10 protein-coding genes are annotated in these 13,673 nt (G+C 37.3%); 5 read left to right on the forward strand and 5 right to left on the reverse strand.

Translation table 11 applies throughout. The features are described 5' to 3' along the window. Position 1 precedes the first annotated feature (1 nt). Positions 2-478 (forward strand): DUF192 domain-containing protein, encoded by a 477-nt coding sequence (locus MR054_RS10620; protein WP_242085306.1) that lies wholly within the window; start codon positions 2-4, stop codon positions 476-478. 45 nt (positions 479-523) lie between these two features. Then, positions 524-1,924 (forward strand): sulfatase, encoded by a 1,401-nt coding sequence (locus MR054_RS10625; protein ID WP_242157841.1) that lies wholly within the window; start codon positions 524-526, stop codon positions 1,922-1,924. 234 nt (positions 1,925-2,158) lie between these two features. On the opposite strand, the gene secDF is transcribed toward MR054_RS10625, so the two are convergent. The 4 genes from secDF to MR054_RS10645 all read right to left on the reverse strand — a co-directional run bounded on the left by secDF (position 2,159) and on the right by MR054_RS10645 (position 8,235). Further along, on the reverse strand, positions 2,159-5,155 hold the full coding sequence (gene secDF / locus MR054_RS10630; protein WP_242157842.1) for a protein translocase subunit SecDF: 2,997 nt from the start codon (positions 5,153-5,155) through the stop codon (positions 2,159-2,161). Between the two features lie 238 nt (positions 5,156-5,393). Then, complete coding sequence (locus MR054_RS10635; protein ID WP_242085309.1) at positions 5,394-6,011, reverse strand: hypothetical protein; 618 nt, start codon at positions 6,009-6,011, stop codon at positions 5,394-5,396. A gap of 72 nt (positions 6,012-6,083) precedes the next feature. Next, a complete protein-coding gene (locus MR054_RS10640) occupies positions 6,084-7,010 on the reverse strand; it encodes a malate dehydrogenase (RefSeq protein WP_242157843.1) in 927 nt (308 codons plus the stop codon). Between the two features lie 193 nt (positions 7,011-7,203). Continuing rightward, complete coding sequence (locus MR054_RS10645) at positions 7,204-8,235, reverse strand: DUF6588 family protein (protein ID WP_242157844.1); 1,032 nt, start codon at positions 8,233-8,235, stop codon at positions 7,204-7,206. 220 nt (positions 8,236-8,455) lie between these two features. On the opposite strand from MR054_RS10645, the gene MR054_RS10650 reads away from it, so the two are divergent. Next, a complete protein-coding gene (locus MR054_RS10650; protein ID WP_242085312.1) occupies positions 8,456-9,226 on the forward strand; it encodes a membrane metalloprotease in 771 nt (256 codons plus the stop codon). A gap of 79 nt (positions 9,227-9,305) precedes the next feature. Here the strand turns inward: MR054_RS10650 and gyrB are convergent, their stop codons facing one another. Then, on the reverse strand, positions 9,306-11,246 hold the full coding sequence (gene gyrB, locus MR054_RS10655) for a DNA topoisomerase (ATP-hydrolyzing) subunit B (RefSeq protein WP_242085313.1): 1,941 nt from the start codon (positions 11,244-11,246) through the stop codon (positions 9,306-9,308). Between the two features lie 682 nt (positions 11,247-11,928). Between gyrB and MR054_RS10660 the strand changes: the two genes are divergently transcribed. After that, the gene (locus tag MR054_RS10660) at positions 11,929-12,198 is read left to right on the forward strand and encodes an Asp-tRNA(Asn)/Glu-tRNA(Gln) amidotransferase subunit GatC (protein ID WP_242085314.1); all 270 of its coding nucleotides are present in this window, start codon (positions 11,929-11,931) and stop codon (positions 12,196-12,198) included. Between the two features lie 2 nt (positions 12,199-12,200). Further along, entirely contained in the window at positions 12,201-13,601 is a 1,401-nt protein-coding gene (locus MR054_RS10665) for an amidase family protein (RefSeq protein WP_242157845.1), read from the forward strand. The last annotated feature ends 72 nt before the right edge of the window (positions 13,602-13,673 follow it).

The raw sequence follows: 13,673 nt of genomic DNA on the forward strand, positions 1-13,673 counted from the left end.
AATGTGGTTTAGACGAATTGCTTTTTTATTTCTGTGTTGTAGTTTCATTATTGCTTCCTGCAAGAATGAAAAAAGAGTCATCAAACAAACTGAAATCACATTTAATAAAGAAGGGGAACTAACCATAATTAAATCTGATTCTTCCTTAGTTGTACTGGACATTGAGATTGCAGATACTGAATTTGACACCCAAACGGGATTGATGTATCGAAATAGCATGGAGGATTCCCAAGGGATGCTCTTTATTTTTAAGGATGAAGCCCCTCGTTCATTTTATATGAAAAATACGCATATCCCCCTGGATATCGTATTTATATCGGAAAATAATAAGATTGTTAGCTTTCAAAAAAATGCCAAACCATTTGACGAATCCTCTATCCCATCACATGCTCCTGCAAAATATGTTTTAGAAATTAATGCGGGCCTGGTTGATAAATGGGATTTAAAAATTGGTAATACCATTAATTACACGCAGTAAAGGAAGACTCTTATGATAAGACTTGTTGTACTATACATGTTTCTTATGTCCATAATTGGTTATGCACAGGACAAAAAGTATAATGTTTTGTTTCTTATTTCTGATGACTTATCGGCAACGGCTGTTTCCGCTTATGACAATAAGGTCTGTCATACCCCCAATATAGATCAATTGGCTTCTGAAGGCATTCTTTATACTAAAGCTTACAGCCAATTTCCCGTTTGCGGTCCTTCAAGGGCGTCCTTCATGTCCGGATACTACCCCAGTGCCACAAAAACTTATGGGTATGTCAGTGGGCGCAAAAATATTGGTCCTCAACGCCAAACTTGGTCCCAATTATTTAAGGATAATGGCTATTATACGGCTAGGGTGAGTAAAATATTCCATATGGGAGTTCCTATAGACATAGAAACAGGGTCTAATGGTCAGGATGATCAGGCTTCCTGGACGGAACGTTATAATAGTCAAGGTCCCGAGTGGAAAGCCATCGGTGAAGCCGAATTGGTTCAAAACAACCCTAATGGAACGATAGATCGTAAAGGGGGTAATGTTATGACTATTGTAAAAGCTGATGGAGGGGAACACATTCATTCTGACGGTAAAACCGCGATAAAAGCTATAGAACTCATTAAAACCCATAAAAATGAACCATTCTTTCTAGCTGTGGGTTTTGTGAGGCCACATGTCCCCTTCGTGGCCCCAAAGTCTTATTTTAAACCTTACCCTTATGAAAACATAACTTTGCCAAAAAAAATAGAAAATGATTGGGACGATATTCCTGAACGCGGTATAAATTATGTGACAAGCGTAAACGGTGAAATGTCATTAGAACAACAAAAAAAAGCTGTTGCGGCTTATTATGCGAGCGTATCCTACATGGATTCTCAGGTTGGTAAGGTATTACAAGCACTTAAAGCTGAAGGATTAGAGGATAATACCATAATTGTGTTTACATCCGATCACGGGTTTCATTTGGGTGAACATGACTTTTGGATGAAGGTAAGTCTTCATGAGGAATCCGTGCGTGTACCCTTAATTATAAAAGTTCCGGGTAGTCCTCCAAAAATATGCCATTCATTTGTTGAGTTAATAGACCTTTACCCCACCATTTCTGAATTGGCTGGACTAGACTATTCGAAACACCTACAAGGTAAAAGTTTGGTTAAAACCCTTAAAAATCCTGAACACCAAGTTAGAAATATGGCCTTTAGTGTGAGTCAGGGAGGACAATCATTTTTATTGAGAAGCAACAAATGGGCCTATATTCAATACAACGAAGACGCCTCGGCGGGCATAGAATTATTTGACATGCAAAGCGATCCTAAACAGTATACCAATTTAGCCAATGACAAAAAATATGGTAAAACGGTTACCTATTTTAAAAGGCAACTTAAAAAGAAATTAAAACTGGTTAGAACCAATGATTTAGGAATTCAATATGATTAAATTTGCTTATTTTTAAATCGATTAACGACGTTCCTCTATCCCCCAAAGGATTGAACGTTTCGTATATTATGAATCCTAACTTTAACATAACAGAAAGACTTCTATCCTAAATTCCAGCTCCCTTTTTTAGCACTTGGAATGGATAAGGGGAAAACCCATTAATTGTTTGTTTACTATAAAAAAAAGCCTACCAGCTAGATGCTAATAGGCCTTTAGAAAAGAAAAAAATTTGAGTTAGTTATTTTTCTTCTTTTTATCATCCAATTTTTGCACCGAATCGAACATTATGGGTGTGGCAATAAACAATGATGAATATGTACCAACAATAACACCGATTATAAGAGCGAACATAAACCCTCTAATTGAATCACCACCAAATATAAATATAGCCAAAAGCACTACCAAAGTCGTCAACGAAGTGTTTAAGGTCCTACTCAGAGTGCTGCTTAAAGAAACGTTAACCACACGGTTAAATTCCCAACTGGTATGCTCATTAAAGTATTCCCTAATCCTGTCAAAAACCACCACAGTATCGTTAAGTGAATACCCAATTACAGTTAATATGGCGGCAATAAAGGCCTGATCAATTTCCATGCTAAAGGGCATGAACTTATAAGTTAATGAGAATATCCCTAATACAATTAGCACATCGTGAAACACTGCTGCAACTGCTCCCAACGAATATTGCCATCTTTTAAAACGCATTAAAATATAAAGGAACACCACGATAAGAGAACCTAAAATCGCCCAAAATGAAGCCTGTTTGATGTCATCCGCTATAGTAGGACTCACCTTAAAAGATTCCAACAAGCCAACTTGCTTATTCTCATCATTTAAATCGATAAACTCTTCATACGTCTGTCCTGACAATTGTGGTTGTAAGGTATTATAGAGCATTTCCCTAATTTCCTCATCAACCTCCGTGCTTGCTTCATTTACTTTGTACTTCGTAGTAATTTTCAATTGATTGGCACTACCAAAAGTCTTCGCATCTGCACTGCCAAAAACATCAGCTAAGCCTGCAGAAATTTCAGTGGCGTTTACATCATGTTCAAAACGCACCTGATAGGTTCTTCCTCCAACAAAATCGACACCTTGATTCAAACCTACGGTAAATAAGGACCCCAAACCAACAACTATCATGGCACCGGATATTACATAAGCAACTTTACGCTTTTGCAGGAATTCTATACTAATATTTCTGAATAGATTTTTAGTAATTTTTGTTGAAAAGTCTAATTTACCACCTTTATTCACATACCAATCGACTAACAATCGCGTAATAAAAATAGCCGTAAACAAGGATGTACCAATACCAATCAGCAAGGTTGTGGCAAACCCTTTAATGGGTCCTGTTCCAAATATAAATAATATTAATGCGGTTAAGCCCGTTGTAATGTTAGCATCCAAGATGGAGGATAATGCATTACTAAATCCATCCTGAATGGCTTCTTTCTGTCCTTTCCCTTTTGCTATTTCTTCACGAATCCGTTCGAAAATAAGGACGTTGGCATCAACGGACATACCAATGGTTAATACAATACCGGCAATACCGGGTAAGGTTAATACAGCTCCTAGTCCAGAAAGAATTCCAAAAATCAAAAGGATATTCAATAGCATTGCAATATCTGCAAAGCCTCCGGATTTACCGTAGTACAGGATCATCCACAATAATACCAATATCAATGCAATCATAAAGGACATGGTACCGCTCTCAATGGCTTCCTGACCTAAAGAAGGTCCAACAACTTCACTGGATATAATATCTGCCGACGCGGGTAATTTACCTGCACGTAATACATTGGCTAAATCTTCAGCTTCATTTAATGTAAAACTACCAGAAATGGATGAGTTGCCACCGGCAATTGGTCCAGAGGTAACTCCCGGTGCAGAATAAACAATATCATCGAGAACAATAGCAATCTGGCTACCTTGTGAAAAAGCCTCGCCAGTCATTTGCTCCCAAATCTTGGCTCCTTTCGAATTCATTTGCATGGAAACTTCAGGTTTTCCTGTTGGACCAAAATTTACACGAGCATCGGTTACAACCGCCCCACTAAGTTGAGGAATATTATCTCTGTTACCTTCTAAGGCGTATAAGTCAACAATTTCACTATTACTTTCTGGTTTACCAAAAACAAACTTTGCATAACGTTGCTCAACCGGCAACAATGCCCTGATTTCCGGTTTGTTTAAGTATTCTAAAACCGTTTCCTTATCCTTAAGTTCAAATCTTGCAATTATGGGTCCTCCCTGATACCCCGGACCTCTTATTAAATCCAATAGCGGATTGACCGTAGCTACAGTAGTTGAATCTGTCTCAGCTTCACCCAAGAGGTCATCAATTGCGGAATCTTGGGCATTTTCTTGGTCTTGTGGTTCAGTATCGGCAACTTCTTGAGAATCTTCTACATCGACCAATTCTTTTAAAGTCTCATTAGCTTGAGATAAAAACCCGAAAAATTGTTCACCCTTATAAGCATCCCAGAATTCTAATTGGGCTGTACTTTGCAATAAACTTGTTGCACGTTCTACATCTTTTACACCAGGTAATTCTACTAAAATACGTCCTGAAGTTCCCAATCGCTGGATATTCGGAGAGGTTACCCCAAATTCATCTATACGTTTACGTAAAACCTCAAAAGCAGAAACGATGGATTCATCAATTTTGGTTCCAATAATATTCTGAACTTCCTCATCAGACATATTACCATCTATTTCACCATCTAGTGCCTTAGTGTAAAATATATCCGGAGATGCCAATTTGGTATCCCCTTTTATTGCATCAAAAGCAATGAAAAAATCCTCTAAATAGGTATTCTGACTGTTTTTTTGAAGCTCGGTAGCATCTTCTAATGCCTTATTGAACACCGGATCTTTGGTGTTATTTGCTAAGCCCTTCAAGATATCTTTTACCGAAACTTGAAGAATAACGTTAATCCCACCTTTTAAATCCAACCCAAGGTTCATGGCCTTTTCCTTCACCTCATTATAAGTGAATTTGGCTATCCCTATATTAAATACGGTATCCGTTGCAATAGACTCCAAATAATCGGCTTCTTCTTGACTTCGCTTAGCCCGGTAATCATCTTCGGTATCAGGAATTTTATTAATGGCCAACTCCTGAGCTTCCTCTTCTATTTGATTGGCCTTAAATGTAAATGATAATTGATAAATACTTACCAATCCAAATAACAGCGCAAATAGTTTTACTAATCCTTTATTTTGCATTTTTTATTATTTTTAATTTCGTATAATTTGAAAATTTACGGCATAATTAAATTTACCGCTTGAAAATTAAGTATGTTATGATTTTTTTTTGATGAAAGTTAATTAAACATGAGTCCATTTGAAATTTGTTTCATCTCATGAAATTCTTAAATGATTTTTCGCTTAAATAATTTTTAATCACCCGCGAGAGTTGTAAACAAATAAAATTGAATAAACTTTAAACCCTTTATGATTCTGATCAGCAAAAAGGACCAGCTCTCACTTCCGGAATAATGTGTAAAGGGTCTTGTATTTCAAGTACAAGTTGTTGATATCGTTTATGGTTAACACGACAATCTTCCGCATTACATGGTTTCCAATAATTGCAGAAGTTATAAAAATCCGGACAATTATAGCGATCTCCTTTATAATTGACTGTCAGGACTGATTTTCCACTAAAATCGGATGCTGAACCATCATCATTATGTATTTCGTATATATCAAGATTACAGCTAACTTTATGGTCTTCTGAAGGTACATGAGACCCTTTTTGCTCTGATCCGTTCGTAGAATATTCAAATACGAAGGCATTGTTCTTGGAAAGCGCATTTTTTACTTTTGTGACATTAATGGCGCTATGATAACTTATCCTTAACTTTCCTTGCCGGCCTTCCTTAACTTGAATGTTTTTCGCACCTAAACTCTGCAATTGGTCCTTTACCAGGGCAATGGTACTTTGAGTATCGTTCGGGGTTATTTCAGAATCTGTGAATTCAAGCACAATTTCTTGATTAGGCAAGATAGATTGCTGCTGAACAACAACACCTAAAAAAGTAAGAAATACTATTAATGCTCCTACGTACTTTCTAAAATTCATGCGCCAAATATATAAAAATAAAGACTGTATTGCTACAGTCTTTACATAAATATGATTTATGGCTACCCATCCTTAAAATTCAAGTAATCCATTTGTTTTCCGCACACCTTCGGCACTGGCCTTCATGTGTTCTTTTTCGGCCTCGCTAATTGGGACATTTACAATGTCCTCAATACCGTTCTTACCCAAAATTACGGGTACACCAATGCAAATATCGTTCAACCCATATTCGCCCTCTAAAAAAGTTGAACAAGGAAACATTTTCTTTTGGTCACAGGCGATTGCTTGCACAAGGCCACTTACCGCAGCTCCGGGAGCATACCACGCCGAAGTCCCTAAAAGTTTTGTAAGTGTAGCACCTCCAACTTTGGTGTCTTCCTTAACTTGATTTAACCGTTCTTCACTTAAAAATTCCGAAACCTTTACACTGTTTCTTGTGGCATGACTGGTTAGTGGTACCATACCGGTATCACTATGACCTCCAATTACCATACCATCTACGTCACTTATTGGAGCCCCTAGAGCTTCAGCTAATCTGTATTTAAATCTTGCCGAATCTAAAGCTCCTCCCATACCGATTATTCGGTGCTTGGGTAAATTCGTCGATTTATGAACCAAATAGGTCATGGTGTCCATCGGGTTACTCACCACTATTAGTATCGTATTAGGAGAATGTTCTATTAAATTGGTTGCTACCGTTTTCACAATGCCAGCATTAATGCCAATCAATTCTTCACGGGTCATCCCAGGTTTACGGGGTATTCCTGAAGTAATCACGCAAATATTACTATTCGCGGTTTTATTGTAATCGTTTGTTACTCCTGTAATTTTGGTGTCAAACCCATTTAAGGAGGCACATTGCATAAGATCCATGGCCTTACCTTCGGCATAGCCCTCTTTTATGTCCAACAATACAACTTCGGATGCGAAATTCTTAATAGCAATGTATTCAGCACAGCTTGCACCAACTGCTCCTGCTCCAACGACGGTAACTTTCATAATGTTATTTTTAAATTATTTTTTTATACGTTTTATTTTGGCAAAATTCTGGAAAACCAGTGGTTTAAAAAATGATTTCTGTTGGTTTTTCTTAAATATTTTAAATAGCAAATGTAAGAATAAATTGCACTTAAATAAAAAAGCACAAGGATTAATTCCCGTGCTTTTTTAAGGATGTGTGATTAAACGTATTTTATCTAAATCCAAAATTTATCCCCACGGAAAAGGCATTAAAATCCGACAAGTGATATTCAGCATTAAGTCTAAAAAATCCCAATTTTAATTTGGTGCCTATGGTTCCACGCACATTTGAAACTTTACTGGACACTGTAAATGGATCTACAAGGGTTTCATTCAAAAGAGGTCCGCTAGAAATAATATACGTCCCCAACAAATCGGATTCAGATTTTCCTTTAATGTAGCCTAAACCTCCATAAAAGTTAATCACCGGTAATTTGGTTGAAGCAATCAATTGGATTAACCAAGTATTGGTGTCCGACTCTAACCGTTGATTATCGCCGTCTATTCCAGAATCTTCAAGGTTATAGGTGCCATTTAAATGCGTGTAAGCCACTAATCCCGATATAGCAACAGGCAAGACCTTATCTGCGGGTAACCATTTGGTGAACTCCATTTGCAAACCCGCACCGTACATGCTTATGTCAACTTCATCCGTCTTAATTTCAGGCACAAAACGTGCTTTTATTTCAAACCCTTTACTCAATCCCAATGCCCCTTGTATAAAAGCGGTTGGCAATAAATTTGCTGTTGCATCTCCAATCCCGGAGGGCAAAGTAATAGTCTCTTGCTGCTGTCCTAAAATAGGGTCATCATAAGTAACAACAATATCTATATCTGAATCATTTTCACCTAAGGCAGAGGCTACCCTTTTTTCACTGGATTGGTCGGCGAATTCAACCGTAAAATCCTGACCGGGATCACTATTATAATCGGCAATATTCATTAAAAATGATTTATGCTCATTCTTAACCGATGCTGCATTTGCTATAATGGAAATTTCAAAACCGCCTAAAGGTTTAGCATCAGCTGTGTTAAACCAATTGGCATTCATACTATGCATTAAACCGCTTGTACCCGACATTAAATAATCGTTAGCAAATTTTTCAGCATTATCAACTCCTGCCTCCAATAGACCATCGATATCTTGGGCGGATGAGATTATTGTTGCTAAACATAGCAACATAAGTGAGGTTTTCCTTTTCATTTTTATGTTTTTAATAAATTTGAGACACACAAAGCTATAAAATATTTCATACAAAAATACTTTTAATCGTATATTTTTAACTTTTAATCGATTAATTGACTAATATTGTAGCATATTTAGGCCTTTAGTTGTTTATATTACATATTAAACCACTATTTAAATTAAAACCTGTTATTGCGTTATTTTGTTAGTGAAAAAATAATATCATATGCTTAGCCCCATGCTTAAAATTAAAATCCTGTCCCTGATCTTTGTTTTCTTTTTAACCAGTGCGTGTTCAAAAGATGAATCAGTTGACCCGAACGATTCTAATAACGTTAATGTATTCGATAACAGACAAAGTACAGGAAGTTCTGCTCACGATATATTATCAGACAATACCTTTACTAGTATGCGTATTGAATTGGTTTATGTTGAGGGATATGAACCAACAGAAACTGCGGTCAATAATTTTATTTCGTTTTTAACAGATCGTATTCATAAACCTCTAGGTATTAGCTTAAACAAACGTGCCATTACTTCCCCCGGGAAAACCACCTATTCCATCGAAGACATTGCCCAAATTGAAAGAGAACAGAGAGAGATCTATAACAATGGCAGCATAATTGCCATTTGGGCTTATTTTACTGATGGTAAATCTGATAAGGACACTGCAGATAATATCACACTAGGCACTGCTTATTGGAATACTTCCTTTGTGATTTTTGAAGAAACCTTAAGAGGATTGAGCAATAGTCCCCTGGAACCCAATCGAAATCTTTTAGAAACCACTGTTATTAATCATGAGTTCGGACATTTACTGGGTCTTACGAACTTAGGTTCTCCAATGCAAACGGCACATGAAGACAGCGAACATGAAAATCATTGTAACGTTAACAATTGCCTCATGTATTGGGCCACGGAATATGCCGTCGGTATTGGCAATATGACTGGGGTACCACAATTAGATGCCCAGTGTATTGCTGATTTAAAGGCTAATGGTGGCAAATAAACTTTATGCCAAGCTAAAAGAATTACAATAAAAGATGCAAATTACACCAACTTATTTGTTTTAAATGGGCATACGAAAGTTATGCGTCAATATTGGCATAAACGGCATTTTTCTCAATAAAATCGCGCCTTGGAGGCACCTCATCTCCCATAAGCATGGAGAAAATCCTATCGGCTTCTGTACCATTATCTATTTGTACCAATCTTAAAGTTCTAAACTCAGGATTCATTGTAGTATCCCATAGTTGTTCTGCATTCATTTCTCCTAAACCTTTATAACGCTGTATACTGGCACTGCCACCGAAAGATTCTACAACTACATCCCGTTCCTTATCGGTCCACGCATATTGTTTTTTGTTTCCTTTCTTTATCAAATACAATGGCGGTGTGGCAATATAAACATGCCCTTCCTCAATAAGTTCTTTCATATAACGAAAGAAGAATGTGAGTATTAAGGTCGCAATATGACTTCCATCAATATCAGCGTCACACATAATTACAATTTTATGGTACCGTAATTTCGACAGGTTTAAGGCCTTACTATCATCTTCGGTTCCAATGGTTACCCCTAAAGCCGTAAATATATTTTTGATTTCTTCATTTTCAAAAACCTTATGGGTCATGGCCTTTTCAACATTTAATATTTTCCCCCGAAGCGGTAAAATAGCCTGAAATGCGCGGTCTCGTCCTTGCTTAGCCGTACCACCTGCAGAGTCACCCTCTACTAAAAACACTTCGCATTTCGCAGGATCTTGTTCAGAACAATCACTTAACTTACCAGGTAAACCGCCAATACTCATAACCGTTTTACGCTGAACCATTTCGCGCGCTTTTTGAGCCGCATGACGTGCTTGTGCCGCCAAAATAACTTTTTGCACTATGATTTTTGCGTCGTCCGGATGTTCTTCCAGATAATCCGTTAGCATTTCTGAAACGGCCTGGCTAACACTTGCAGACACCTCCCTATTACCCAATTTGGTTTTGGTCTGTCCTTCAAACTGTGGCTCTGCAACTTTAACAGAAACAATAGCGGTCAGACCCTCACGGAAATCGTCTCCTGAAATCTCAAATTTTAATTTATCCAACATTCCAGATTCATCCGCATACTTTTTTAACGTATGGGTCAATCCACGACGGAATCCCGTTAAATGCGTCCCTCCCTCATGGGTATTGATATTGTTCACATAGGAATGTAGATTCTCTGCATAAGATGTATTATAAGCCATAGCCACCTCTACGGGAACTCCATTTTTATCTCCTTCAAAAGCAATGATATCTTTCATTAAGGGTTCTCGTGTAGCATCCAAATACCGTACAAATTCCGTTAAACCTTCTTCCGAATAAAAGGTTTCTCCCTCAAACTCACCTTCATCATTTTTAGACCTTTTATCAGTTAAAACTATAGAGATTCCTTTATTTAAGTAGGATAACTCACGCATACGACTGGCTAAGGTATCATAGTTATATTCTAAGGTTTGGGTAAATATCATTGGATCAGGTTTGAAAGTGACTATAGTTCCCCTTTCGTGAGTCTCCCCTATTTGTTTCACAGGATAAAGAGGCTTTCCGCGCTCATATTCCTGTTCCCATATTTTTCCATCGCGATGAACGGTGGCCCTTAAATGTTGAGATAGCGCATTAACACAGCTTACACCAACACCATGCAGTCCACCAGAAACCTTATACGAGTCCTTATCAAATTTACCTCCAGCCCCAATCTTTGTCATTACCACTTCCAGGGCTGAAACACCTTCTTTTTTATGCAAATCTACCGGAATACCACGTCCATTATCTTCTGTGGTTATCGAGTTATCTTCATTTATAGTCACCTTGATCGTATCACAATGCCCTGCCAGTGCTTCATCTATGGAGTTATCAACCACCTCATATACCAAATGATGCAATCCTCTGGTTCCTACATCTCCAATGTACATGGAAGGACGCATGCGCACATGCTCCATACCTTCCAACGCCTGTATACTATCTGCCGAATAATTCTGTTTTTTTGCCTCGTCACTCATAAATTATGATTTGATTTAATATTATTTTTTACCTTAATGGTTTCTGTATTCAATTAAACTTTGACAATGATTTTAATTGACTTTGACTGTCCTTGTGAATTTCAAATTTCTCTTACATAAAAAAATGACGCATCAGCATCATTTTTCAGTACTAACAAATATACGAAATATTAGGGCCGTTAAAAACCATTTTAGTGCGTTTACTTAATAATTATCAACAATTGTTAATTAATTGAAAGTGTCTTAAATCGCCTAAAAACCGCCTTAAAATCGATTTTACATGTTTTAAGGTGTCTTTAAAACTGGATAAAATACACAAAGGTCTTAAAATCGATATTCTTTGCTTTAATCCTTAAAATTTTTTTATAAAAAGCAGGCCCATTTTACATCTGAGAAACAGTTTTTCAACAAAAAAATAGTACAACAAAGCATAAAATTTAAATAACATCAATCATTCACCTCATTTTTTAATAATTTGACAATACAGCAAACGATATGGAAAAAAATAGTGTTTAGTTTGTTATTTCTCTATATATTTGGGGCATATAATTTTTATGGCAAGTAATAATAACAATAATAATTTCAATAATCCTAGCATATAGGACTGGAAGGTTATTGTTTAAAAATATGATTTAAGCCTTCCGATTTCGGAAGGCTTTTTTTAATTAAAACCTATTATGACATGAGTAAAATTATGACGGTCGACATTTTGTCTAGTATTAAAGGGGCACAGCCCAGTAAGGCTGTAAACAAACTTTTTGAAGTTATTAAAAAGGCTAATCCATCCCACAATAATGCTTTTAACAGTACCCTTAATAGTGTTGCGTCATTGGATCATTTGAGAGACGATGTGGTTATTGAAAGTTCTGAGTTGGAAAAACAAATTATCATACAAAACTTTCCGAAATCCAAGAATAACTACCTGGTCGTTTCTAAAGTCATTGAAGAATAATTATGGACTCTCAAATAGAAAAACTCCACCAGCAATTGGTAGACCAAGACATATCCTGTAAATCATTGGTACAGGAAAAACTGGATGTTTTAAAACCGAATACTCACAATACGGTAAACACCTTGTTAGATAAAATGGCACTGGATTTAGCTGAAAAGGTTGATGCCAAAATTGCCAGTGGGGAGCCAATCGGTTTGCTCGAGGGCATTCCTTTTGGTGTTAAAGATGTATACATGGTTCAAGGGACAAAGACTACCGCGAGCTCCAATTTATTGAAACACTATACATCGGCATATACGGCGACAGCCATCCAAAAATTATTGGATGCAGGGGCTATTCCTATTGTAAAAGAAAACTGTGACAGCTTTGGTCATGGTTCTTCCAGTGAAAACACCATTTTTGGTGCGGTTAAAAATGCGATTAACCCGAATTTGGTAGCCGGTGGTTCCAGTGGAGGCTCTGCCGTAAATGTTGCCAAAGATTACACCGTTTTTTCTATTGGTGGCGATACCGGTGGCTCGATCCGTCAGCCCGCAGGTTATAATAGCGTTTATGGTTTGAAACCGACTTACGGTCGCATTTCAAGATATGGTTTAATGGCTTACGCATCGTCCACAGATTGTGTGGGTCCCATCGCAAGATCTCTTGAAGATATTCGTATTGTGCTAAATACGATGAGTGGAAAAGATCCAAAAGACCAAACGACTTACGCTTCGGTACCAATTTCAAAAGAAAGCCTGTCCCATATAAAAACTATAAAGGCCGTTGGTTATTTTAAAAATTTTATTGAAAACAAAGCCATCGATCCAAAGATTAAATCCGATTTTTTGATGACCATTGAAAAGATAAAGGCCAATGGCTTTGAGGTGAAGCCACTGGATTTTTTTGAGTCGGAAACTTTAGTTTCAACTTATTACACCTTAGCTATGGCTGAAACCGCTTCAAACTTATCGCGGTTGGATGGCACGAACTACGGGAGCCGGGTTGAAGCCGAAAACTTAAAGGAAACCTATTCCGTTACTCGGTCTCAAAATTTTTCAGAAGAGACCAAACGACGGATAGTTGGTGGGAACCAAGTACTTTCACAAGGGTTTTCTGATGAAATCTATTTAAAGGCATTAGCGATACGGGATCAAATTTCAGAGAATTTTGAAAATGATTTTAGCTCTGTTGATATTATCATTTCACCCGTTACTCCAAATACGCCTCCTCAGATTGGAAGCAGCCTAAAGGACCCACTGGCCATGTACCTTTCTGATGCCTTTACCGTCGGTTTTAGTTTAGGGCAACTGCCAACCTTAACCGTACCTCAGGGGACTGCTACAGGTTTACAAATTACAGCAGCCAAGGACAAAGATGGTCTCGTACTAACCTTTGCTAACTTTTTAAAAGATATGATGTAATGAAATACACAAAAGGAAAATTTTTGAAACCAGCAAGGACATTCATTGGTGTATGGCATCTGAACTCTAAAC

The sequence above is a fragment of the Aestuariivivens sediminis genome (assembly GCF_022662105.1).
Classification (GTDB): domain Bacteria; phylum Bacteroidota; class Bacteroidia; order Flavobacteriales; family Flavobacteriaceae; genus Aestuariivivens; species Aestuariivivens sediminis.